This window comes from Lysobacter sp. TAF61, from assembly GCF_052113485.1.
GTDB lineage: Bacteria > Pseudomonadota > Gammaproteobacteria > Xanthomonadales > Xanthomonadaceae > Lysobacter_J.
The window spans coordinates 234,320-256,889 of record NZ_JBFRDH010000003.1 but is presented as its reverse complement, the minus strand read 5'-3'; the positions used below and the strand labels follow the sequence as shown (position 1 = coordinate 256,889).

20 protein-coding genes are annotated in these 22,570 nt (G+C 68.0%); 6 read left to right on the top strand and 14 right to left on the bottom strand.

Going from position 1 to position 22,570, the window contains the following annotated elements; all coding sequences use genetic code 11:
- Positions 1-19: 19 nt before the first annotated feature.
- Entirely contained in the window at positions 20-4,555 is a 4,536-nt protein-coding gene (locus tag AB4Y64_RS08795; protein ID WP_441816075.1) for a DEAD/DEAH box helicase, read from the bottom strand.
- A 102-nt stretch (positions 4,556-4,657) separates the two neighbouring features.
- Between AB4Y64_RS08795 and AB4Y64_RS08790 the strand changes: the two genes are divergently transcribed.
- A complete protein-coding gene (locus AB4Y64_RS08790; RefSeq protein WP_441816074.1) occupies positions 4,658-5,503 on the top strand; it encodes an NAD-dependent protein deacetylase in 846 nt (281 codons plus the stop codon).
- 67 nt (positions 5,504-5,570) lie between these two features.
- On the opposite strand, the gene AB4Y64_RS08785 is transcribed toward AB4Y64_RS08790, so the two are convergent.
- The 6 genes from AB4Y64_RS08785 to AB4Y64_RS08760 all read right to left on the bottom strand — a co-directional run bounded on the left by AB4Y64_RS08785 (position 5,571) and on the right by AB4Y64_RS08760 (position 10,759).
- Complete coding sequence (locus tag AB4Y64_RS08785) at positions 5,571-6,992, bottom strand: amino acid permease (RefSeq protein ID WP_441816073.1); 1,422 nt, start codon at positions 6,990-6,992, stop codon at positions 5,571-5,573.
- A 129-nt stretch (positions 6,993-7,121) separates the two neighbouring features.
- Positions 7,122-8,264 carry a cyclopropane fatty acyl phospholipid synthase gene (cfa, locus tag AB4Y64_RS08780; protein WP_441816072.1) on the bottom strand — a complete coding sequence of 381 codons (1,143 nt, stop codon included), beginning with the start codon at positions 8,262-8,264 and terminating at the stop codon, positions 7,122-7,124.
- Between the two features lie 86 nt (positions 8,265-8,350).
- The gene (locus AB4Y64_RS08775; protein ID WP_441816071.1) at positions 8,351-9,199 is read right to left on the bottom strand and encodes a PdaC/SigV domain-containing protein; all 849 of its coding nucleotides are present in this window, start codon (positions 9,197-9,199) and stop codon (positions 8,351-8,353) included.
- A gap of 67 nt (positions 9,200-9,266) precedes the next feature.
- Positions 9,267-9,980 carry a pseudouridine synthase gene (locus tag AB4Y64_RS08770; RefSeq protein ID WP_441816070.1) on the bottom strand — a complete coding sequence of 238 codons (714 nt, stop codon included), beginning with the start codon at positions 9,978-9,980 and terminating at the stop codon, positions 9,267-9,269.
- 161 nt (positions 9,981-10,141) lie between these two features.
- A complete protein-coding gene (locus AB4Y64_RS08765) occupies positions 10,142-10,420 on the bottom strand; it encodes a GNAT family N-acetyltransferase (protein WP_441816069.1) in 279 nt (92 codons plus the stop codon).
- Between the two features lie 12 nt (positions 10,421-10,432).
- The gene (locus AB4Y64_RS08760; RefSeq protein ID WP_441816068.1) at positions 10,433-10,759 is read right to left on the bottom strand and encodes a hypothetical protein; all 327 of its coding nucleotides are present in this window, start codon (positions 10,757-10,759) and stop codon (positions 10,433-10,435) included.
- Between AB4Y64_RS08760 and AB4Y64_RS08755 the strand changes: the two genes are divergently transcribed.
- Both AB4Y64_RS08755 and AB4Y64_RS08750 read left to right on the top strand, forming a co-directional pair.
- The gene (locus AB4Y64_RS08755; RefSeq protein ID WP_441816067.1) at positions 10,752-11,363 is read left to right on the top strand and encodes a hypothetical protein; all 612 of its coding nucleotides are present in this window, start codon (positions 10,752-10,754) and stop codon (positions 11,361-11,363) included. The genes AB4Y64_RS08760 and AB4Y64_RS08755 overlap by 8 nt on opposite strands.
- 99 nt (positions 11,364-11,462) lie before the next feature.
- Entirely contained in the window at positions 11,463-11,651 is a 189-nt protein-coding gene (locus AB4Y64_RS08750) for a hypothetical protein (protein WP_441816066.1), read from the top strand.
- Positions 11,652-11,729: 78 nt separating this feature from the next.
- On the opposite strand, the gene AB4Y64_RS08745 is transcribed toward AB4Y64_RS08750, so the two are convergent.
- The 3 genes from AB4Y64_RS08745 to AB4Y64_RS08735 all read right to left on the bottom strand — a co-directional run bounded on the left by AB4Y64_RS08745 (position 11,730) and on the right by AB4Y64_RS08735 (position 14,774).
- Positions 11,730-12,332, bottom strand: coding sequence for a rhomboid family intramembrane serine protease (locus tag AB4Y64_RS08745; protein WP_441816065.1), 603 nt, complete (start codon positions 12,330-12,332; stop codon positions 11,730-11,732).
- 60 nt (positions 12,333-12,392) lie between these two features.
- Positions 12,393-14,009, bottom strand: a complete 1,617-nt coding sequence (locus tag AB4Y64_RS08740) for a POT-type proton-dependent oligopeptide transporter (protein ID WP_441816064.1) — start codon at positions 14,007-14,009, stop codon at positions 12,393-12,395.
- Between the two features lie 135 nt (positions 14,010-14,144).
- Positions 14,145-14,774: a glutathione S-transferase family protein gene (locus AB4Y64_RS08735; RefSeq protein ID WP_441816063.1), complete on the bottom strand. Its 630-nt coding sequence runs from the start codon at positions 14,772-14,774 to the stop codon at positions 14,145-14,147.
- Between the two features lie 145 nt (positions 14,775-14,919).
- Between AB4Y64_RS08735 and AB4Y64_RS08730 the strand changes: the two genes are divergently transcribed.
- Genes AB4Y64_RS08730 through AB4Y64_RS08720 form a run of 3 tightly spaced genes read left to right on the top strand, consistent with a single transcriptional unit; the run spans position 14,920 to position 18,232 of the window.
- Entirely contained in the window at positions 14,920-16,698 is a 1,779-nt protein-coding gene (locus AB4Y64_RS08730; protein ID WP_441816062.1) for a M14 family metallopeptidase, read from the top strand.
- 54 nt (positions 16,699-16,752) lie between these two features.
- Positions 16,753-17,799 (top strand): YbaY family lipoprotein, encoded by a 1,047-nt coding sequence (locus AB4Y64_RS08725; protein WP_441816061.1) that lies wholly within the window; start codon positions 16,753-16,755, stop codon positions 17,797-17,799.
- Between the two features lie 46 nt (positions 17,800-17,845).
- Positions 17,846-18,232, top strand: a complete 387-nt coding sequence (locus AB4Y64_RS08720) for an STAS/SEC14 domain-containing protein (RefSeq protein WP_441816060.1) — start codon at positions 17,846-17,848, stop codon at positions 18,230-18,232.
- Here the strand turns inward: AB4Y64_RS08720 and thpR are convergent.
- The 4 genes from thpR to AB4Y64_RS08700 form a co-directional block, all read right to left on the bottom strand.
- Positions 18,229-18,786 carry an RNA 2',3'-cyclic phosphodiesterase gene (thpR, locus tag AB4Y64_RS08715; RefSeq protein WP_441816059.1) on the bottom strand — a complete coding sequence of 186 codons (558 nt, stop codon included), beginning with the start codon at positions 18,784-18,786 and terminating at the stop codon, positions 18,229-18,231. The two genes, AB4Y64_RS08720 and thpR, sit on opposite strands and share 4 nt — an antisense overlap.
- A gap of 72 nt (positions 18,787-18,858) precedes the next feature.
- Entirely contained in the window at positions 18,859-19,458 is a 600-nt protein-coding gene (locus AB4Y64_RS08710) for an alpha-ketoglutarate-dependent dioxygenase AlkB family protein (protein WP_441816058.1), read from the bottom strand.
- Between the two features lie 140 nt (positions 19,459-19,598).
- Positions 19,599-21,476, bottom strand: a complete 1,878-nt coding sequence (locus AB4Y64_RS08705; protein WP_441816057.1) for an ATP-binding cassette domain-containing protein — start codon at positions 21,474-21,476, stop codon at positions 19,599-19,601.
- A gap of 390 nt (positions 21,477-21,866) precedes the next feature.
- Positions 21,867-22,511 carry a hypothetical protein gene (locus AB4Y64_RS08700; protein ID WP_441816056.1) on the bottom strand — a complete coding sequence of 215 codons (645 nt, stop codon included), beginning with the start codon at positions 22,509-22,511 and terminating at the stop codon, positions 21,867-21,869.
- Positions 22,512-22,570 lie beyond the last annotated feature (59 nt).

The following is a 22,570-nucleotide window of genomic DNA, read 5'->3' as shown; positions in this document are numbered from 1 at the left end:
GCAGCAGCGCGTCACCCGCTCAGGGCGTGACTGCCGTCGCAGCGAACGTGGAGTCCGGTTCGCGCAGCAGTGCCTTGCGCACGACGCGGGCGTCGTCCGGTTCCAGCTCGGCCAGTATTTCGACTTCGCCCGAGACGAGGGTCGCCACGGCAACGCCGTCGCGGAAGGCGATCCGCGCACCGGCCAGGCGCGGCACCTTGTTGCCGGTGAGCACGGTGCCGAGCAGGTTCAGCGGATCGACCGCCGACACGCAGATCAGGGCGCCATCGTGCGGCCGCTGCCGGACCTGGCGCATCAGCCCGATCGCCTCGGGCAGCGCGAACTGTTCGCCCGACAGGCCGGCGATGAAACGGCCGCCGCGGATCTCTCCGCGTGCTTCGAGGCGATGGTAGACGCGCACCAGCTCGCGCCAGGGCGGCAGCCACGAGGCCTCGCGCTCGAGCATGCGCCAGCAAACCACGCCGTGGCGCCGTAGCAGCACCCGCGCGATGTGCTCGACGTCCTCCGGTTCGCGCTTCTCGTTGGCGCTCTCCGGTGCGCGCTTGATCAATGCCCAGCGACCGGCATCCTCGATGCCGAACAATGCCGCGCGGCGGCGGCGTCCGGGATGCGCGCCCGGTCGCTTCGATGCCGGCACCAGCAGTGCCCGCAGGCCGGCGTAGCTGTCGCAGTGGATGCGTCCGCGCGCGACCAGTTCGGCCAGCGCGTCTTCCAGCTCGGTGCGCAGCAGGTGCGCGCCGGTGACCAGTTCGTCGAAGAACGAAGCGCCGTGCCCGGCCAGATGGTCGAGGACGCGCTGGGCGCGGCTGGACAGCGCTTCGTCGGCGCCCAGCGGCGGCGCAAGCCGCGTCCAGGTCGCCGCATCGCGGCGTGGCAGCAGGACTATGGGGGTGCTGCGGACCGGCGTGCTGCCGCGCGCGGCGTTGGCTTCGTTGCTGCCGGCACGCAGGCGCGTCCACTGCGTCCGTCCTGACGTGCACAGGTCGTCCAGCCACGAAATCGAATAATCGCTGACTCGCGCGGGAAGCAGTTCCGACTCCCACGCCGATGCCGGCGCCTCGTAACCCTCCAGTTGCGACAGCACACCGGCCAGTGCTTCGGGCCCCTGGACGCGGGCGGAGGGACCCACGCGCTGCCAGTCGAAGGCGAAGCGCATGAAGTCTCGCGGCGCCAGCGGTTCGATCTCGCGACGCAGGCGCCGCAACGTGTAGCGGTGGATGCGTGCCAGCAGGTGCCGCTCGCACCACTCGTCCGCATCGATGCCGGGGGTGAAGCGGCCCTGCATCACGTAGCCTTCGGTTTGCAGGCGCAATAGCGTTTGTTCGATGTCGGCGCGCGGCAGCGACAGGTCGTCGGCGAGTACCTGCACCGGCGTGGGGCCGAGGCCGGTCAGGCGCGAACGCAGCAGTTCGACCAGCGCATCCTCGCGCGTCCACGGCTGTTGCATGAATTCGGCGGGGGCTTCGATGCGCGGCTGCAGCTCGGCTTCCGGATAGATGGCCTGGAGCTGCGGAAGCCGTTCGGCCGCGCACCACAGACCGGTGCCTTCGACGATCACCGCCACGCCCGCTCTCACCGCAACGCCGCTCGCGGCGCCGGGGCTCTGGATCGTGGTGGCGCGATGATCCTTCGCCAGTCGCGCCAGCCAGTCTGCCCAGCCGTTCTCGCGGACCTCCCGCGCAGTCACCACGCCCAGGCCCATCAGCGCCTCGTGCATCTCGTCGACGCTGCGCACCTGCGGCCAGGCCTCTTCGCGCACGGCCTCGATGGCCGACGCATCGAGTCGGCCGAGGTCGTCGGCACTTTGCGCGTCGGCATAGCGGCGCGTCTGCACAGCCTGGGTGCGACGCTCCTCCAGCGGCGCGTCATCGAGGAAGGAGTACGGGCGGGCATTGAGCACCTCGGCCGCAAATGGCGACGGCGCGCTCAGGTCGCGCGCGACGATCCTGACCTCGCCCGCTTCCATCGCCCGCAGCAGGCGCAGCCAGCCTTCGACATCCATGGCCTCGTGCAGGCAGTCGTCCAGCGTCTGTGCGACCAGGGGATGGTCGGGCACCTCACGCTCGCCGACGAGGTTCTCGGCGCAGGCGACCTGGTCGGGGAATACGGTGGCGAGCAGATCCTCGGACTTCATTCGTTGCAACTGCGGCGGCACTTTCTTGCCGCCGACGAAACGCGGCAGCGCCAGCGCCGTCGTCGCCGCCCAGCGCCAGCGCACGCCGAACATCGGTGCATCGAGCAATGCCTGGATCAGCACGTGCTCGGCCGACGAGGAATGCAGGTAGCGCGAGACTTCCTCCAGCGGGAAGCTGTGGCTGGTCGACAGCGACAGCACGATGGCATCTTCGGTGGCGGCCGCCTGAAGTTCGAAGTTGAACTGCCTGCAGAAGCGTTTGCGAAGGGCCAGGCCCCAGGCACGGTTGATGCGGCTGCCGTAGGGCGTGTGGATCACCAGCTGGGTGCCGCCGCTCTCGTCGAAGAAGCGTTCCAGCACCAGGGTGTGCTGGCTCGGCATCGCGCCGAGCGCGGCATGTGTGCTGGCGAGGTACTCGCTGATCTGTTGCGCGGCGGCGACTGGCAAGCCGAGATCGTCATGGAGCCAGGATTCGCTGGCCGCGTGTGTGTGCGGCAAGGCGCGGTCTGCGTCGAGTTCCTGATCGTTGCGGGGAACACCATCGTCCAGTCGCGACGCCACTTCCTCGCGCAGGCGCGAGACCGCATACGACAACTCGTCGGTGCGACCGGGCGCCTCGCCCAGCCAGAACGGAATGCTCGGCGGCGCGCCCTGGGCATCCTCGACCCGTACCTTGCCGGGCTCCACGCGCAGGATGCGGTAGCTGGCATTGCCCAGCTGGAAGATGTCGCCAGCAAGGCTCTCGATGGCGAAGTCTTCGTTGACCGTGCCAATGAACAGCGACTCCGGCTCCACTATCACCGAGTAGTCGGCCGTGTCGGGAATGGTGCCGCCAGACATCAGCGCGGTCATGCGCCCGCCCTTGCGGCCGCGCAGTTTGCGGTTGACCGCATCGCGGTGCAGGTAGCCGGCGCGGATGCCACGACGCGTGGTGAAGCCGTCGGCGAGCATGCGCACCACGGCGTCGAAATCCTCGCGCTTGAGCCTCGCGTACGGCGATGCGCGCCGAACCCAGTCGTACAGCGCGTCCTCGTCCCATTCGCGGCACGACACCTCGGCAACGATCTGCTGCGCAAGCACGTCGAGGGGCGCGTCGGGCATCACCAGGGCGTCGAGTTCGCCGCGGCGCACGCTGTCGAGCAACGCCGCACATTCGACCAGCTCGTCGCGCGTCTGCGGGAACAACCGGCCCTTCGGCACGCCGCCGACGTGGTGGCCCGAGCGGCCGACGCGCTGCAGGAACGCGGCAATCGATCGCGGAGAACCGAGCTGACAGACCAGGTCGACGTCGCCGATGTCGATGCCAAGCTCCAGCGAGGCGGTCGCCACCAGCACCCGCAGCTCGCCGCGCTTGAGCCTCTGCTCGGCCTCAAGGCGCAGCTCCTTGGCCAGGCTGCCATGGTGCGCGGCGACGACGTCCTTGCCCAGTCGCTCGCCCAGATGCCGCGCAGCGCGCTCGGCCATGCGCCGCGTGTTGACGAACACCAGCGTGGTGCGGTGCTGCTCGACCAGGTCGGCCAGGCGCGCGTAGACCTGGTCCCACTGGTCGTGCGACATCACCGCGCTCAGCGGTGTCGGCGGCAGCTCCAGGGCGAGGTCGCGTTCGCGGGTGTAGCCGATGTCGACGATGGTGCAGTCCGGCCCATCGCCGCTCAACCCATCTAACCCATCCCCTTCTAACCCATCCCCTCCCAACCCTCCCCTTGAAGGGGAGGGCTCAGGCGCGCCAGCGCCGACCAGGAAACGTGCGACGTCTTCGATGGGTTTCTGCGTTGCCGACAGGCCGATGCGGGTGAGGCCATGGCCGGCCAGTGCCTCCAGCCGCTCCAGCGACAGCGCCAGGTGGCTGCCGCGCTTGCTTGCGGCCACGGCGTGGATTTCGTCGACGATCACCGTGCGCACGCTGGCCAGCATCGCGCGGCCGGACTCGGAACCGAGCAGTACGTACAACGACTCGGGCGTCGTGACGAGGATGTGCGGCGGCTTGCGCCGGGTCAGCGCGCGCTCGGCCTGCGGGGTGTCGCCGGTGCGCACCGCCGTGCGGATCTCGACGTCGGGCAGGCCCATCGCCTGCAACTGCGCGCGGATCCCGGCCAGCGGCGCCTCGAGGTTGATGCGGATGTCGTTCGACAGCGCCTTCAGCGGCGAGATGTATACGACCACGGTTTCGTCGGGCAATGCCGCGACCGCTTCGTTGCCGAACAGGCCGCTGCCCTCGGCATTGGCCAGGCCCTGTCGCACCAGCCCGTCGATCGCGGTCATGAAGGCGGTCAGGGTTTTGCCTGAACCGGTCGGTGCGGCGACCAGGGTGTTGCGCCCGCTGCGGATGGCCGGCCACGCCTGTACCTGCGCCGGCGTGGGCGCAGGGAACGACCTGGCGAACCAGGCGGCTACGGCGGGATGAAAGGCATCCAGTGGCATGTCGGGATCGTGTCGCAGCGCTGTCTCAGCCCATGAGACGACGTTCAGGTTGGCGGCCAGATGGCGGCCTGGATGAAACGTCGCGAATGAGAAGATGGGGGCATGTCACTCGCTCCCAACACCTCCCCTGCCCCGCACGATGACGCGCAGCGGCTGCGCGACTGGCTGCGTCCCCGGCAGCGTGTGTTCGTCCTCACCGGCGCCGGCTGCAGCACCGGTTCGGGCATCCCCGACTACCGCGACGGCGATGGCCAGTGGAAACGAACGCCACCGGTCACCTACCAGGCCTTCACCGCCGACCCGCGGGTCAATGCGCGCTACTGGGCACGCAGTTTCATAGGCTGGCCGCGGATCGCCGATGCGCAGCCCAATGCGGCCCATCGCGCCCTCGCAGGATGGGAGCCGCAGGGCCGGCTGACGACCCTGCTCACCCAGAACGTCGACGGCCTGCACCAGCGCGCCGGCAGCCACAACGTCATCGATCTCCACGGCCGCCTCGACGACGTGGTCTGCCTGGCTTGCGGCGACCGCCTGCCACGCGCGGACATGCAGCAACGGCTGGCGCAATCGAACCCCGATTGGCTGCACTTGGACGCCGCCACCGCTCCCGATGGCGACGCCGACCTGGACGGCCATGATTTCAGCGCATTCAATGTCCCCCCGTGCGCGCGCTGCGCGGGCATGCTCAAGCCCGACGTGGTGTTCTTCGGCGAGAACGTGCCGCGCCAGCGCTACCTGCAGGCGCAGGAGGCGCTGCAGGCATCCGATGCGGTGCTGGTGGTGGGTTCGTCGCTGATGGTCTATTCGGGCTTCCGCTTCGTGCGCGGCGCGCACGAGGCCGGGATGCCGATCGCGATTCTCAATCGCGGGCGCACGCGCGCCGACGATCTGGCCGGACTGAAGATCGAAGCCGACGCCGGGGCCGTGCTGGCCGGGGCGCTGGCCTGATCGCAGAAGCCGGCTCCTGCCTTTCACACCGCAAGAGCCGGCGTACCGGCTCCTGCGATCACCGCAACTACGCTTCCTTGCCAACCGCGAGCAGGCTGCGGCGACGGCCGTAGGCGAGGTACGCCACCACACCTATCGCGTTCCACAGCAGGAACCACAACTGCGTGCGCTGCGGCAGGCTCCAGAACAGGTACAGGCAGCCGAAGATCGCGATCGGCCCGATCACCCATGCCATCGGCGCGCGGAACAGGCGCGTGCGTTCCGGGTGGCGCTTGCGCAACACCAGCAGGCACACCGCCACCGCGATGAAGGCCGCCAGCGTGCCGGCATTGGCCAGCGCGGCAATCTCGTCCAGTCGCGCCACGCCGGCCAGCGCCGCCACCAGGGTGGCCGTGAACAGCGTGGTGGCGATCGGCGTGCCGGTGCGCGCATTGACCTTCGACAGGCCACGCGGCAGCAGGCCGTCACGCGACATCACGAAGAAGATGCGGCTCTGGCCGTACAGGAACGCCAGCAGCACCGTCGGCAGCGCGATGACGGCAGCCGCGGCGATCACCGTCGCGGCCTTGCCCTGGCCCAGTTCGCGCAGGATCAGCGCCAGCGGCTCCGGGCTGTTGCCGAACACCGTGTAGCTCAGCGCGCCGACCGCGGCCAGCGCCACCACCATGTAGATCAGCGTGCAGCCGACCATCGAGCCGACGATGCCGATGGACAGGTCGCGGCCGGGGTTCTTGGTTTCTTCGGCCGCCGTGGAGATCGCGTCGAAGCCGTAGAAGGCGAAGAAGATGATCGCCGCGGCGGCCATCACGCCGCGTTCGACGCCATCGGCGCCCATCGACTTGACGAAGCCGAACGGCATGAACGGCTGCGTGTTGGCCATGTCGAAATGCGGCAGCGCGATGGCGACGAAGATGCCCAGCGCGATGATCTTGAGCACGACCAGGACCGCGTTGAGGGTCGCGCTCTCTCGCGTGCCGGCCATCAGCAGGCCGGCGACGACGAACACGATGGCGACCGCCGGCAGGTTGATCAGGCCGCCCGCATGCGGACCGGCGGTCAACCACAAGGGCAGGTCCACCCCGAGCCCCTTCATGAAGCCGACGGCGTAGCCGGACCAGCCGACCGCCACCGTGCTCACCACCAGCGAGTACTCCAGGATCAGGCTCCAGCCGACCACCCAGGCGATCGCCTCTCCCAGCACGATGTAGCTGTAGGTGTAGGCGCTGCCGGCAGCCGGCATCATCGTCGCCATTTCGGCGTAGGCCAGCGCCGCGCAGGCGCAGACGATGCCCGCCACCATGAACGACAGCAGCACCGCCGGCCCGGCGAGGTTGGCGCCGACGCCGATCAGGGTGTAGATGCCGGTGCCGACGATGGCGCCGATGCCCAGGGCAATCAGGTGCGGCCAGCTCAGGGTCGGGACCAGGCGGCGCCCTTCCTCGTGGACCGTGACCCGGTCGATGTCCTTGCGCCGGAACCAAGTCTGCATAGAACCCTCGTGTCGAGCTGGCGAAATGAGCGCACATAGTGCGGCAAAGCCGGCGGCGATGCGATGTGCAGTGCAGCTTGCATGGGGCGGGCGGATTGATGTGGGGCGGCAGCTTGCGCCCGGGCACCGTCAGCGTGGGGCGATGTAACCGCCGGGCACGCCCCGTGGCGACAGGACCAGTTGCCACAGCTGCGCATGGCGGCTGCGGAAACTGGCCATCGAGGCCGACAGGTAGAAGCGCCACATGCGCCGGAAGCGCTCGTCGTAGCGGGCCGGCAGTTGCGGCCAGGCGCGTTCGACGTTGTCCAGCCAGGCCTGCAACGTCAGCTCGTAGTCAGCGCCGAAGTTGTGCCAGTCCTCCATCACGAACTGGCCCTCGCACGACTGCGCGATCTGCGCGGCCGAGGGCAGCATCGAATTGGGGAAGATGTAGCGGGCAATCCACGGGTCGGTGACGTTCACCGACAGGTTGGTGCCGATCGTGTGCAACAGGAACAGACCGCTGTCGGACAGGCTCCTGCGAACCATCTCGAAATAGGTCCTGTAGTTCTTGACGCCGACGTGCTCGAACATGCCCAGCGACAGGATCGCGTCGAAACGCTCGTCATCGGCGCCTGCGCCAAGCTCGCGGTAGTCCTGCAGGCGGATCTCGATCGGCAGCCCGGCGCACAGGCCGCGGGCATAGTCGGCCTGTTCGCGCGAGATGGTCACGCCCACGCCGCTGATGCCATACCGCTGCGCGGCGAACTTCAGCGCCTCGCCCCAGCCGCAGCCGACGTCGAGCACGCGCATGCCGGGCTTGAGGCCGAGCTTGCGGCAGACCAGGTCGAGCTTGGCTTCCTGGGCCAGGTCGAGCTCGTGCAGGCGCGCGCCGTCGCGATCGCGCCAGTAGCCGCAGCTGTACACCAGGCGCTTGCCAAGCATGGCCCGGTACAGGTCGTTTCCGAGGTCGTAGTGCTGCTCGCCGACGACGAAGCTGCGGCGCCGGCTCTGCAGGTTGGTGAGGTAGGCGCGGACGCCGTCGAGCCAGGCGCTCACGCCCCTGACCTTGCGGTCGAGGTCGGCCATGATCAGACGGCACAGCAACCCGTCGAGTGAGGCCGCCCGCCACCAGCCGTCCATGTACGACTCGCCCAGGCCGAGCGATCCTTCGACCATGACGCGTGCGAAGAAGCGCTCGTCCTCGACCTGCAGGTCCCAGGGACGATTGCCGCCGACATGCACGTCGGCCAGTGACAACAGTTTTTCTACCCGACTGCGCAATGCGGACATGGCGACCTCGGTGCTCGTTCGGCCCTGGGCCTGACCAGCAGGGTGGCGGGTCTGAACAATGCTAGCGCGAGGCCGTCAAGGCGGCATCAACCGCCGGTAAACAGCGGCCGGTACTCGGGCGAGACGAACGGCAGCAGGACGTCGGCGGGCACCTCGACCGTCTGGGTGCCGTCGGAGTACGGCCCGACCTGGTAGGGCGCGAACACGAAGCGCAGGCCGCCGAGCCTGCCGTCGGACGCGGCCATCGGCTCGAACAGGGCGAAGTCGGTCGGCGCCGGCTCGGTGCCGTCGTCGATCATGCGCGAGGCGTTCTTGACCACCTCGGCCCGCTCCTCGGCCGGCAGGTCGTCGGCATCGACACGCTGCGACAGCGCCGAATGCAACTGCTCGCGAACGTAACCGGAGATCGCCGCCCAGCCCTTCTCGTCGCGGATCAGCTCGCGCGCGGTGAGCATGCGCTGCTGTTGCGGCAGCCAGACGAAGCGGGCGATCAGCGGTGCGCCATGGGCGCCGCCGGTGTAGCTGCTGCCATCGGCGGCCACCGCGACCACGCTCGGGGTGTTCATCAGCTCGGTGAAACTGAGCGAGAGGTCGTAGGGAGCACTGGTCGCGCCGCCGGGCTCGCCGCGCGACTTCGCCGCCTCGACCAGGTCGGCGCGAGCGGCATCGGCGTACTTCTTCAGTTCGGCGGCAAGCGCCGGATGCTGGTTGGCCGGAACCTGATAGCTGATGCCGATGATGTAGTCCGGCGTCGACTCGGAGACGTCCTTGAGATCGACCGCGGCAGACGCCAGGGCTGCGGTCGTGGCCGTGCCGGCGGGTGCGGCCGGAGCGGCGCTGGTCGCCGGCGCCGCCGGTTCGCCTTCGCGCCTGCAAGCGGCCAGCACGACCAGCGCGCACGCGCACAGCAACGACAGCATCAACACTCGCTTCATGGGCAGTCCCTTGTCGATGAGCGTCAGGTTAGCGGCGGCGGCGTGATGCCCATATGCAGGGGCGCGGCTACCACTGGGTTCGCTGCGGCAACAGGCCTTGCAGTTCGGCATCGGTCAGGTTGCGCCACTGTCCGGGCTTGAGGCGGCCGAGCTTGACGTTGCCGATTCGCACCCGCAGCAGCTGCTTCACGCGGAAGCCGAAATGCGCGGCCATCAGGCGGATCTGCCGGTTGAGGCCCTGCACCAGGACGATGCGGAAACCGAACTTGCCGAGCTTGCCGGTCTTGCACGGCAACGTCGTCTGGCCGTGCACCGGCACGCCGCGGGCCATGGAACGCAGGAACTCGTCGGTCACTGCGTGGTTTACCACCACCAGGTATTCCTTCTCCAGCTTGTTCTCGGCGCGCAGGATCTCGTTGACGATGTCGCCATTGCTGGTCAGCAGGATCAGCCCCTCCGACTCCTTGTCGAGGCGGCCGATCGGAAAGATGCGCTGCTCGTGGCCGACGAAGTCGACGATGTTGCCCTTGACCCCGGCCTCGGTGGTGCTGGTGACGCCGGTCGGCTTGTTGAGCGCGATGTAGACATGCTGGCGCTTGCCTTTGCTGGCCTGGCGCACGCGCAGCGGTTGGCCGTCGACCAGGACCTGGTCGCCCTCGCCGACTTCGGCGCCGATGCGGGCACGCACGCCGTTGACCGTGACCCGCCCCTCGGCAATGAGGCCGTCGGCTTCGCGGCGCGAGCAGAATCCGGTGTCGCTGATGTGCTTGTTCAGGCGCATGCGGGCGGGCGCCAGGGGCGCGGCAATGGGGGATGGGCGCGCATGCTGTCACACATGGGCGCGGGGGGACAGCACTGCGCGCCACCGGCGAGGGCAGACACCTCTACCCCGCCCTGCCCCGCCCCACATGGGGCGAGGCTGCGAGGCCGACGCCGGCCCGGTCAGGCCAGCAGCTGGTTGTACTCGGGATGGCGCTCGACCCAGGCCGCGGCATAGGAGCAGGCCGGATGGACATGCCAGCCCTGGGCCTTGGCGAACTCGAAGGCCGACCGGACCAGCTCGCCGGCAATGCCGCGGCCGGCGATCGCATCGGGCACGCCGGTGTGGGTGATCACCATCTTGTCGCCTTCGCGGCGGTACTCCATGCGTGCCTCGACGCCGTCGACGGTGGTGCTGAACACTCCGATCACCGGGTCGTGCTGGATGCTGTGCTGGGTCATCTGGATCCTCTGTCAGCGGCTGTCGCGCTTGCCCTGATTGTGACGGTCCTGGGTGCCGATGCTGCCCTGGGTGGCCTCCATCCGGCTCTCGGCGGCGTGCAGCTCGCCTGCCTTGGCGGCGGCACTGTCGGACTGGAACCCCGGCTTGGGCACGTGCCCATGGCCGGGATCGAACTGCTGCCACGGCTGCGGCTGGTGGTCGCGCTCGTGCTTGGCCGCCAGCAGCTCCTGGGTATTGGCCAGCGCCTGCTCGGGGGTGATGCGCGGCTTGGCGGCGCGCTTGCGCGGGGTCGGCGCGGGCTTGGCGACCGGGGTCTTGCGCGCGGTCCGGGTGACCACCTTCCTGGCCGGCGATTGCCTGGCGGGAGATTTCCGGGCTGCGACCTTGCGGGCGCTGGCCTTGGTGGTTGCCGTCTTGCGCACGGTCTTGCTGGCGGCGGTCTTGCGTGGTGCTGCTTTCTTCACGACCTTTCTGGCCGCGGCGGCCTTCTTGACCACGGTCTTCCCGGGGGCCGTCACCTTCTTCACGGTCTTCTTTGTGGCTGTTTTCTTTGTGGCTGCCTTCTTCGGGGCCGCCTTCTTTGGGGCCGCCTTCTTTGCCACCGCCTTCCTGGCCACGACCTTCTTCGCGGTCTTGCGCACCGGAGCCTTGCGGGCAGCGGACTTGGCGGCGGTCTTCTTCGCTGCCTTGGCGACGGTCTTCTTCGCGCCCTTCTTCGCGGCTTTCTTCGCGACTTTCCTGGCGGTCCGGCTGGTGGCCGCCTTCATCGCGGGAGCCTTGTGGGCGGTGTTTTTTCCGGTCTTCCTGATCGCCATGCCTGGCACTCCTGGGCATCGTCTGGGAGGGTTTTGGATATCACGCGCGACATTCATGCCGGGTGAGCAGGAGGCGAGCGAAGGCGTCGCAATACGTCATCCGTTCAGCCCCAGCAGTGACCAGTAATGACCAACCGCGTCACATTTTCACGCCGCACCCAAGCTGAGACGGCTGGCACGGAATCTGCGTGATCCAAGACAGGAAACACAGTGCGGAGAGACACCCATGAGCGTGCACCACCTGACCCTCGGCCACGTCAGCGACGACGCCCTGATGACCCGGATGTTCGACCTGGCCCAGAGCGGCAAGGAATCGTCCATCGAGTCGTCGCAGATCGATGCGGAGATCTACGCCCGCCTGCTCGAAACCTACGGCGCCGACGACACCGCCAGTTCGGACCGCCACGCGGCCTGACCGGACTGCCGGGCCACAACGTTTTTCGACCGGGGCAACCCGGTCGACACCAGCTCGGGACCAGTCAGCCGAAGCTCGTCAGCCGAAGCTCGGACGCATGAGGCGCTCGAGGAAGATCGCCCCAACGCGCGGCTCCATCAACAGCATGAACAACACGCCATAGATCGCACCCGACAGGTGCGCGCTGTGGTTGATGTGGTCGCCGCCGCGCTTGTCCATCCAGAACGAGTAGGCGATGTAGCCGATCGCATAGAGGAAGGCCGGCACCGGGATCGGGATGTAGATCAGCGCCCACGGTTGCAGCAGGATGAAGGCGAACAGCACCGCCGAGACCGCGCCGGAGGCGCCCAGGCTGCGGTACTGCGCATCGTGGCGATGGCGCAGGTAGGTCGGCAGGATCGCGATCACTATCGCCGACAGGTAGAACAGCAGGAAACCGAACGGTCCGATCAACTGTGCGATCACCCCTTCGATCAGGCGACCGAAGAAGTACAGCGTGAGCATGTTGAACAGCAGGTGCGACCAGTCTGCATGGATGAAACCGTGCGTGATCAGCCGGTCGTACTGGTGCTTGCGGTCGATGGCCGGCGGCCACAGGATCAGGCGGTTGAGCAGCGCGGGCCGCTCGAAGGCCAGCCACGAGACCAGCACGGTCACGGCGATCAGGGCGAAAGTCAGCATCCGTTGAAGCTCCTGGCGAAGGCGTCGGGCATGGCGCGCGTCACGTCCCGCGCTGCGATGTCATGCATTTCGATAGTTGTCCTGCATCGGATAGGTGCGCGCATAGAGCGCGAACGCAGCCGCGGCAAGGAAGGCGAAACCGGCGAAGAAGAACATCAGGAACGCATTCTCGCTCAGCCCGGTGCTGGCGATGTGCGAGGTCACCGCCTCGTTGCGCACGCCGGCATTGGTCAGCAGCACCCACAGGCTGCCGAACGTGCTGGCGAGGTACCAGAACGCCATGATCACGCCCTTCATCGCCTGCGGCGCCTGGCTGTATGCGAACTCCAGCGCGGTCGCCGATACCAGTACTTCGCCGAAGGTCAGCAGCGCGTACGGCAGCATCTGCCAGGTCAGCGTCACCGGGTGGCCACCGTCGAGGTAGAGCTGGATCAGGCCGGCGCCGATCCAGGCCAGGCCAGAGAACGCGATGCCCCAGCCCATGCGCTTGAGCGCGGTCGGCTCGAATCCGAGCCGGCGCAGCAGCGGGTGCAGCACCAGGTTGTTGAACGGAATCAGCAGCATCACCAGCGCCGGGTTCAGCGCCTGCATCTGCGCGGCGTCCTTGACCAGCCAGCTCGGCCACCACCACTGGTCGTGCGGCATCGCCATCTCGTTGCCCTGCAGCACCCAGGTCGAGGCCTTCTGGTCGAACAGCGACCAGAACGGCGTGGTCAGGGCGAACACGATCAGGATCCGCAGCACCGCGCGGACACCGTCGACGGCCTGGTCGGGATGCTTGCCGCGGGCGCGATCGAGCTGCATGGACGTGCCGATGCCGCCGAAGGCGATGATCAGGCCCAGCGCCATGCAGGCGCAGATGACGAAGCCGAGCTTGGGAATCAGCAACAGCGCGCCGATCGCCAGCACCCCGCCGGTCGCCGCGACCACCAGCCCTGCCCGTCCCTGCCCCGGCGCCTGCGCGAGCAGCGCGGAACGGGCCACATGCAGGAACGAGTTTGGATCGGCCGCACTCGGCGGCACGTTGACGTACTGCTTGCGACCCAGCCAGAAGATCAGCGTTGCGATGAGCATCAGGATGCCGGGAATGCCGAACGCCACCGCGGGACCGTAGTGGCGCAGGAAGAACGGCATCAGCAGCGATGCGAAGAACGAACCGAAGTTGATGATCCAGTAAAAGGCATCGAAGACGATCTTGGCCAGATGCTTGTTGCTCTGGTCGAACTGGTCGCCGACAAAGGACACGACCAGTGGCTTGATGCCGCCTGATCCCAGCGCGATCAGGAACAGGCCGGTGTAGAAGCCGCTACGGTTGTCCTCGAAGATCGCAAGGCAGGCGTGGCCGGCGCAGTAGACCAGCGAGAACCACAGCACGGTCTGGTACTTGCCGAAGAAGCGATCGGCGAGCCAGCCGCCGAGCAGCGGGAAAAAATACACGCCGATGACGAAGCTGTGGAAGACATCCTTGGCGATGCCGGCGCGCTCGGCCTCCGGTGCATACAGCAGCAGCGTGCTGACCAGGAATGGCGTCAGGATGTTGCGCATCCCGTAGAAACTGAACCGCTCGCAGCCTTCGTTGCCGATGATGTAGGGGATCTGCCGGGGCATCCGGCCCTGCGAATTGCCCGGCGAATCGCCCTGCGAACGGGCGGCGGTGGCGCTTGCGGTGGTCGTCATCTACGGCGGCCCTGCGGAAAAGTCACGGGTTGGTTGCGTGCGCACCGCCGCCGGCTATGGCCGGCAACGGCGGATGGGCAAGCCTACCCGATCAGCGAGGCCGTGCCCCAGGCATCCCCCCGCTCATGCTTCAGCTCAGGCCCACTCGGTCAAGCCTTCGCGCTCGTACAGCTCCTTGAACGACGGCCGCGCCTTCATCGCCTGCGCCAACGTGGCCAGGTGCGGCCAGTCGTGACCGGGGCGCGGCATGTTGCGCGTCCAGCGCATCAGCATGGCGAGATAGAAATCGGCCGCGCTCAGTCGCTCGCCCAGCAGGTAGGGGCCATTCGCGGCAAGGTGGGCGTCGAGTCGGTCCCATGCTGCTTCCACACGCTTGCGCGTGCCTTCGCGGATCTCGTCGGCATGGGCTTCGTCGACATCGCCCGGGTACCACCACAGGCGCATCGGCGACTGCACCGTGTTGACCAGGTTCAACATCCACTGCAGGTACTCGCCGCGCAACGGGCTGTCGGCAGCAGGCGCCATGCCAGATTCGGCATGACGATCAGCCAGATGCAGCACGAGGGCGGCGGCTTCGTAAAGCGGCTTGCCGTCGGCGATCAGGGTCGGCACCAGACCGTTGGGGTTGAGCGCGAGGTAGTCGTCGCTCTTGTGCTGCCTGGCCTGGGTGTCGACGAGGCGCAGCTCGTGCGGCACGCCCAGCTCGATCAGAAGCCAGTGGACGACCAGGCTCGCCGCACCGGGCGAGTAGTAAAGGCTGTACATGCTTGGATCCCCGGAGTGCGATTCGATCAGGTGGCCATGATCGCACGCTGCTGCCACCCCGATGGCAGCAGCGTGACTGCAAGCCGCAAAGCATCGGCCCGGTCTCGGCTACCATGCCGCGACTTATCCGTGAGACGCCCGCGCAATGACCCGTTCGCCGCTCGCTGTCGCAACCCTGGCCGCACTGCTCACCACCCTGCCCGCCGCCGCCGCTCCCGCCAATTCCGCGCTGACCACCGTGTCCGAGCGCAGCGGGTTCGTGAAAACCGGTCGCTACGACGAGGTCATCGCCCTGTGCGCGCAGTTCGCCCAGCGCTACCCCGACGCGGTGCGCTGCAGCGACTTCGGCACGACGCCCGAAGGCCGCCCGATGAAGGTCCTGGTGGTGAGCAAGGCAGGCGCCTTCACTCCCGAGGCGGCCAAGGCCAAGGGTCTGCCGGTGATGCTGATCCAGGGCGGCATCCATGCCGGCGAGATCGACGGCAAGGACGCCGGCTTCCTCGCACTGCGCCAGGCACTCGATGGCGAGGCCGCACCGGGGGCACTGGACAAGCAGGTGCTGCTGTTCGTGCCGGTGTTCAATGTCGACGGCCACGAGCGCTTCGCGCGCTGGAACCGTCCCAACCAGCGCGGCCCGGAGGAAATGGGCTGGCGCACGACGGCGCAGAACTACAACCTCAACCGCGACTACGTGAAGGCCGACACGCCGGAGATGCAGGCCATGCTGCGCCTTGTCGATGCCTGGGATCCGCTCGCCTACGTCGACCTGCACGTCACCGACGGCGCCAAGTTCGAACACGACGTCTCGATCCAGGTCGAGCCGGTGCACAGCGGCGACGAAGCGCTGCGTGCGGCCGGCACCGCGTTGCGCGACGGCGTGATCGAGCGCCTGAGCGCGCAGGGTTCGCTGCCGCTGTCGTTCTACCCCTCGTTCGTCAAGGGCGACGAACCGGATTCTGGCTTCGAGGACGGCGTCGCCACGCCGCGCTTCTCGCACGGCTATTTCCAGCTGCGCAACCGCATCGGCATGCTGGTCGAGACGCACTCCTGGCGCGACTATCCGCACCGGGTCAAGGTCACGCGCAACACCATCGTCGCCCTGCTCGACCTGGTCGCGGACAACGGCGCGCAGTGGCAGCAGCTGGCGTCCGGCGCCGACCAGCGCTCCGCCGCGCTCGGCGGCCAGCAGGTCGTGCTCGACTACAAGGCCACCGACAAGAGCCACCTCATCGACTTCCGCGGCTACGCCTACACGCGCACGCCGTCGGAGGTGTCCGGCGCGCTGATGACGCGCTACGACGAGAGCAAGCCGCAGATCTGGCAGATTCCGATCCGCGACGAAATCGTCCCCGACCACGTCGTCACCGCCCCCCGGGGCGGTTACCTGGTGCCGGCCGCGCACGCCGGCTGGGTCGCGGCCAAGCTCGACCAGCACGGCATCGCGTACCGTCGCCTGTCCGCCGCGCAACCGCATGCCAAGGTGGAGGCATTCCGCGCCGACAAGGCCAGCTTCGCCGCGCAATCGGTCGAGGGGCATCAGCGCGTGACGCTCGAAGGGCAATGGCACACCGAGACCCAGGACCTCGCCGCCGGTGCCCTGTTCGTGCCGATTGCCCAGCCCGAAGCGCGCCTGGTGATGGCGCTGCTGGAACCGCAGGCGCCCGACGCGCTGGTGGCATGGGGCGAGTTCAACAACAATTTCGAGCGCAAGGAGTACATGGAGGACTACGTCGCCGAAGAAGTGGCGCGCGAGATGCTCAAGGACCCCAAGGTCAAGGCCGAGTTCGACAAGCGCCTGATGGACGATGCGGCGTTTGCGGCAGATCCGCAGGCGCGCCTTGAGTTCTTCGCCCGCCGCCATTCGTCCTGGGACTCGCGCTACCGGATGTATCCGGTGCTGCGCAGCGACAGCACGCCACGCTGACGGCGCCCAGACATCGGCACGGCTAGGCTGTCCTCCTCACCCAGGAGACAGCCCATGCCCGTTTCGAAGTCGCTTTCGTTGCCCCTGCTCGGCATTGCCGTGGCGCTGTCGCTCGCGGCGTGCCAGGCCGGCCCGGATTCGGGGACGACGTCCGCGAAACCGGCGCCGCCCGTCACGCAGGGCGCGCACGCGATCACCGGCACGGCGAGCTACCGCGAACGGATCATGATGCCGCCCGGCTCGAGCCTGCGCGTGCAGCTGATCGACAGCCAGCTCGCCGACACGCCGCAGGCGGTGTTGTCGGATCGCAGCTTCAAGGACCCGTCTGGTCCGCCGTATGCCTTCAGCCTGCCCTACGACCCGGTCAAGCTGCGCGAGGGCGGCAAGTACGGCCTGCACGCCTCGCTGTACGGACCCGACGGCAAGCTGTGGTTCGTCACCGACACGCGCACCGCGGTGGATCCGGCTGCGAATGCGCCGGTAGACCTGCAACTGGTGCGGGTTGCGCCATCCGCGCCTGCCGCTGCTGCCGCCACCACCCAGGTCAGCTACTGGCAGTGTGGCGACCTGCGGATCAGCGCCGACTTCAATCCGCCAGAGCGCGCCGTGCTGTCGTTCTCCGGACGCAGCCTGACGATTCCGCTGGCAGTCGCCGCTTCGGGCGCGCGCTACGCCGACGACAAGGGCAACGAGTTCTGGAGCAAGGGCCCCAGCGGTACGCTGACCCTGGCTGGCGAGGACAAGCGCGAGTGCAGCCAGGCCGATGGTCCGTCGCCGTGGGAAGCCGCAAAGGACCGCGGCATTGGCTTCCGCGCGGTCGGCAACGAACCGGGCTGGTGGGTCGAAGTCGGCATGGGCGAAGCGCCGCTGCTGCACGCCGAACTCGACTACGGCGCACGCAAGATCGAGGTCGCCAATGCGAAACCGCTCGAGGGCGCGACAGGCTTCAGCGGCAAGACCGCCAACGGCACCGACGTGGCGCTGCGGATCGAGCGCAAACCGTGCCAGGACGACATGAGCGGCAGCACGTACCAGGCCAGCGCGCAGCTCAGCGCCGGCGGCAAGACCTACAAGGGCTGCGGCGCATTCCTGCACGAATGACAAGCACCAATGACATGCACCAATGACATGCACGAGTGAGGACGCCATGATCGAGATCCTGCCTTCGCCATCGCACGTCGGCGCGTACCACTTCAGTGGAACCCTCGACGGCGACGACTACGACCGCTGCATTGCCGATGTCGAAGCACGGCTGGCGCAGCACCAGCGCATCGGCCTGTTCTGCGACCTGACCGGCTTCACCGGGCTGACCGCACAGGCCATGGGCAAGGACCTGCGCTACGCGGTCGCCAAATTCGGCGAGTACGGCCGTTTCGCCCGCGGTGCGATCGTCACCGACAAGCACTGGCTGGGCAGCATTTCGGAGTTCTCCGGACACTTCTTGCCGCATACCCAGATCCGTTCGTTCGCACCAGGCGAACGTGAGGCGGCGCTGGCGTGGGCGAGCGAAATGCCGCCGGACGTGTCGGCCTAGGCCTGCAGCGGCCAGCGCCCGATGATCCGGTAAGGATGGCAGGACTGGCTGTCGACCAGCACGAAGTCGCGCACGGTCCAGTTCAACGGAGCGACGGGCATCGTTTCGGCGAGGTGCCTGCGCGCGTTGCGCTGGATGGTCAGGTGCGGGCTGAAGCCGGCCGCAGACCGCGTCGGCACGCCGTGCTGCTCCAGGGCGTCGCCCAGCACCTGCCACAGGTGGTGCAGGCCGGGGGCCGGCGTGCCGGTACCGAGCCACCAGACGCGGCTGCCGCGGAAGCTTCCGGCGCAATCGAGCGTCAGCTCGAACGGCAGTGCAATCACCTGCGCTGCCGCCGCGCGCGCGTTGTCGATCAACGCTTCCGGAGCGGGCGCTTCCGGAACGGGCAGGAAATCGCCGAGGAACTGCAGCGTGAGGTGGAAGCGCGCGGCATCGAGCCTGCGCCCCCCGGGCGTGAACTCGCGCTCGAGGCGAACCGACGTGAGGTCGATGGCATGCCGCAGGTCGTCGCCGGGCCAGAGTGCAAAGAACAGGCGATGGGATTGCGACTGCATCGCTGCGGGTCCCGCTGCGGAATGGCCCGGTCGAGCCATTAATCCATCGCCGTGCGAGCGCCGCAAGTGCGGTCAGCGCGAGGCCGCCGGACGGACCCGAAACGCCAGGCTGATGCGCGGTCCGACCGGTTCGCGTGTCTTGGCGATGCCGTGCAGGTAATGCAGCTGCGAGGCATGGCTCATCACCAGCACGCTGCCCGGCTCCAGGTCGATGTGCACGCTGCGCGCGGGCGGCGTCTTGGCGCGGATGGCCATCCGCCGGGTTGCACCCAGCGACAGCAGGGCAATGGGTTGGCCCGGCACCAGGCTGTGCAGCTTGTCGTTGTGCGGGGCGACGCTGTCGTGGCCATCGCGATAGAAGTTGAGGCCCACCGAATTGAACGGCGCCCGGAGGCGGTGACGCAGGCGCGCGGCTGCTTCGGCGAGCGGCGATGGAAGGTCCGCGTCGTCGAGGCCGAAGCCGGCAACCAGCCGCGGCACGTCGACGATGCGGTCGTACATCGGACGTTGCTGCGCCTGCCAGGCGACGCTATCGCGCAGTACGGCGAACCACTCGGCGGCAAGGTCGTCGTCGAGGAACCGCGGCCAATAGCTCACGCCCCCTTCTTCGTCGGCGATCAGGGTGCGCGGGCCGGATTCGAACAGCCCGGGCTGGGCGAGGGACTGGGGCATCCGCTCAATCTGCCGCCGGGGTGTCTCATCGCGTGAGATGAGGGGAGCCGAGGTCGATGGATCCCCGCCTGCGCAGGGATGACGGGTAGAGGGATCCCGGCGTTCGCCGGGATGACGGAATGCGCGGGAATGAGGGCGCCCTACGCGTCCAGCTCGCTCCAGCGTGCGTACGCGGCGTCCAGTTCGAGCTGGGTCTGGGCCAGCGATGCGTTGTGGGCGTTGATCCCTGCCGCATCGCGCTGATAGAAGGCCGGTTCGTTCATCTGCGCGGTCAGCTCGGCCACCCGGGTTTCCAGCGTCTCGATCCGCAGCGGAAGCTGTTCCAGCTCGCGCGCTTCCTTGTAGCTGAGCTTGCGCCTGGGCGCAGCCGGGGCGACTGCCACCGGCGTGGCAGGCACAACGGCGGCGGTCTGCTTCGCCGGCGCCGCGAGCGATGCGACCGGACGCTGGCGCACCCAGTCGGTGTAGCCGCCGACGTACTCGCCGACCTGGCCCTCGCCCTCCATGACCAGCGTCGAGGTCACGACGTTGTCGAGGAAGTCGCGGTCGTGGCTGACCAGCAGCAAGGTACCCGGGTAATCGCCGAGCATCTCCTCGAGCAGTTCCAGCGTTTCCACGTCGAGGTCGTTGGTCGGTTCGTCCATCACCAGCAGGTTGGACGGCTGCGCGAACAGCTTGGCCAGCAGCAGGCGGTTGCGCTCGCCACCGGACAGGCGGGTGATCGGCGCACGCGCGCGCTCAGGCGTGAACAGGAAGTCCTGCAGGTAACCGATCACGTGCTTGGATTTGCCGCCGACCTCGACGAACTCGCGGCCTTCGGCGACGTTCTCCAGTGCATTCCAGTCCTCGCGCAGGGTCGCGCGGTACTGGTCGAAATAGGCAACCTGCAGGTTGCTGCCGAGCACGATCTCGCCGGCGTCGGGCTTGAGTTCGCCCAGCAGGAGCTTGATCAGGGTGGTCTTGCCGCTGCCATTGGGGCCGATCAGGCCGATGCGATCGCCGCGGAAAATCGTGGTCGAAAGATCGGTGATCAGCTCGCGATGGCCATGGGCAAAACTCACGCCCTTGGCTTCGACGACCTTGCGGCCGGACGACTCGCTCTGCGCCAGCGCCATCTTCACGTTGCCGGTCAGGTCGCGTCGATGCGAACGTTCCACCCGCATCGCCTTGAGGCGACGCACGCGGCCCTCGTCGCGGGTGCGGCGGGCCTTGATGCCCTGGCGGATCCAGACTTCCTCCTGCGCGAGCATCTTGTCGAAGCGCGCGTTTTCCTGCGCTTCGGCGTTGAGGCGCTCTTCGCGGCGGCGTTCGTAGTTGGCCCAGTCGCCCGGCCAGCTGGTGACCTGGCCGCGGTCGATCTCGACGATGCGCGTGGCCAGCGATCGCAGGAAGCGGCGGTCATGGGTGACGAACAACAGCGCGCCCTGCCAGCCCTTGAGGAAGGTTTCCAGCCAGTCGATGGCTTCGATGTCGAGGTGGTTGGTCGGTTCGTCCAGCAGCAGCAGGTCCGGCGCCGACACCAGCGCGCGCGCCAGCAGCACGCGCCGCTTGAGGCCGCCGGACAGGCTCGAGAACAGCGCATCGCCGTCGAGGCCCAGGCGTTCGAGGGTTTCGGTCACGCGCTGGTCGAGCGACCAGCCGTTGGCGTCCTCGATCTTGCCCTGGACGCGCGCGAGGGCATCCATGTCGACGTGCTCGGCATGGCTGAGATGGTGGTACTGCGCCAGCCATGCGCCCAGATCGCCGAGGCCGCCGGCCACCACGTCCCAGACGTCGCCGCCGGCGTCATTGGGGACCTCCTGCTCCAGGCGCGCCACGCGGACGCCGCCTTCGCGCAGGACTTCGCCGCCATCGGCCTGGATTTCTCCGGCGAGCAGGCGCATCAGGGTCGATTTGCCGGCGCCGTTGCGCCCGATCAGGGCAATGCGCTCACCGGCTTCAATGGACAGGGCTACATTTTGCAGCAGCAGCGGGCCGCCGACGCTGTAGTCGACGTTTTGCAGGGTCATCAGGGGCATCGGACCATTCTACGTGGCGCGGGCGGTCGCAGTGCCATGCGATCTGCCACCGGCGCATACTTGGCGCCAGGCCGCAGCACGGTGCCGCGGCCACCTGACCAGGGGAATGCCATGAGCAAAGGCATGGATCGCAAGAAAGAAACCAAGAAGAAGCCGGCGAAGACGATGAAGGAAAAGCGCGCCGAGAAGAGCGAGAAGAAGGCCGGGAAGAGCTGAACGGCCTGGCACTGGCCGCCCGGCCTGACGGCGGCGGCCTCCGCGGCGGTCGCCGATGGGCCAAGGGTCGTCGATGGGCTACCGCCGCCATCGGCCACGGCAAAGGCCAGGACCGGGTGCAAGGGGCGACTGATGATGGCCGCCCCGTTTTCCACGACAGCAGAACGCCTGGAATCAGGGCCCTGACGTGGGGCGCAGCAGCACCATGCTGGTGGCGGTGGTGATCCTGCCGCGCAGGCGCAGCCCCGTATCGATCTCGTCGCCCGGCTTGAGGGTGTTCAGGGGAATCGACTTGCCGTCGAGCCCGACCAGGGTGGTCTGCTCGTCGTAACCGATGCGGTTGAGGATCCGGCTTTCGGACTGGCTGATATTCAGCGTCCGCGTGCGCGTGTTGACGTCGCTGATCGTGCCATGCAGATATCGGCCGGCGCCCTGCGCCATGTTGGTGTTGGGCAGCACCAGGATCTTGACGGCCTGCACCCGGTTGCGGCTCGACTGCGTGCGCACCAGCAGGCGTTCGCCGGGCTTGAGCTCGATCAGCTTGATCCGCTTGCCGGCGCGCGTGGCGGTGGTGGTGGCGTCGACGTAGATGTTGATCTCGCCGCCCTGCCCCAGCTCGCTACCGGTCTGGGCGTCGGTGGCGAGCGCCAGCCGCTTGCTGTCCACGTCCACGCGTACCAGCGTGCCGACGGCGTGGTCGCCCTCCGCCGGCGTGGAGGCCAATGCGGTGGTGGCCGTCATCGCGAACAGGGCCAGAATCGACGCCAGCACGGTGCCGCGAACCGCGGCCCGCAGTTGAAAGTTTTGATTGCCTTGCATGTCCCGCCCCCACCCGTCGCCTTGTCGGCGCCATGATCCGCCAGCTTTGTGTAGGCGGC

Coding starts and splice junctions, on each gene's coding strand:
- AB4Y64_RS08745 (WP_441816065.1), bottom strand. CDS start 12,332: ATGCTGACTTTCGCCCTGATCGCCGTGACCGTGCTGGTCTCGTGGCTG.
- AB4Y64_RS08720 (WP_441816060.1), top strand. CDS start 17,846: ATGATCGAGATCCTGCCTTCGCCATCGCACGTCGGCGCGTACCACTTC.
- AB4Y64_RS08795 (WP_441816075.1), bottom strand. CDS start 4,555: ATGCCACTGGATGCCTTTCATCCCGCCGTAGCCGCCTGGTTCGCCAGG.
- AB4Y64_RS08710 (WP_441816058.1), bottom strand. CDS start 19,458: ATGCCCCAGTCCCTCGCCCAGCCCGGGCTGTTCGAATCCGGCCCGCGC.
- AB4Y64_RS08700 (WP_441816056.1), bottom strand. CDS start 22,511: ATGCAAGGCAATCAAAACTTTCAACTGCGGGCCGCGGTTCGCGGCACC.
- AB4Y64_RS08725 (WP_441816061.1), top strand. CDS start 16,753: ATGCCCGTTTCGAAGTCGCTTTCGTTGCCCCTGCTCGGCATTGCCGTG.
- AB4Y64_RS08770 (WP_441816070.1), bottom strand. CDS start 9,980: ATGCGCCTGAACAAGCACATCAGCGACACCGGATTCTGCTCGCGCCGC.
- AB4Y64_RS08765 (WP_441816069.1), bottom strand. CDS start 10,420: ATGACCCAGCACAGCATCCAGCACGACCCGGTGATCGGAGTGTTCAGC.
- cfa (WP_441816072.1), bottom strand. CDS start 8,264: ATGTCCGCATTGCGCAGTCGGGTAGAAAAACTGTTGTCACTGGCCGAC.
- AB4Y64_RS08775 (WP_441816071.1), bottom strand. CDS start 9,199: ATGAAGCGAGTGTTGATGCTGTCGTTGCTGTGCGCGTGCGCGCTGGTC.
- AB4Y64_RS08730 (WP_441816062.1), top strand. CDS start 14,920: ATGACCCGTTCGCCGCTCGCTGTCGCAACCCTGGCCGCACTGCTCACC.
- AB4Y64_RS08750 (WP_441816066.1), top strand. CDS start 11,463: ATGAGCGTGCACCACCTGACCCTCGGCCACGTCAGCGACGACGCCCTG.
- AB4Y64_RS08785 (WP_441816073.1), bottom strand. CDS start 6,992: ATGCAGACTTGGTTCCGGCGCAAGGACATCGACCGGGTCACGGTCCAC.
- AB4Y64_RS08735 (WP_441816063.1), bottom strand. CDS start 14,774: ATGTACAGCCTTTACTACTCGCCCGGTGCGGCGAGCCTGGTCGTCCAC.
- AB4Y64_RS08790 (WP_441816074.1), top strand. CDS start 4,658: ATGTCACTCGCTCCCAACACCTCCCCTGCCCCGCACGATGACGCGCAG.
- AB4Y64_RS08705 (WP_441816057.1), bottom strand. CDS start 21,476: ATGCCCCTGATGACCCTGCAAAACGTCGACTACAGCGTCGGCGGCCCG.
- AB4Y64_RS08740 (WP_441816064.1), bottom strand. CDS start 14,009: ATGACGACCACCGCAAGCGCCACCGCCGCCCGTTCGCAGGGCGATTCG.
- thpR (WP_441816059.1), bottom strand. CDS start 18,786: ATGCAGTCGCAATCCCATCGCCTGTTCTTTGCACTCTGGCCCGGCGAC.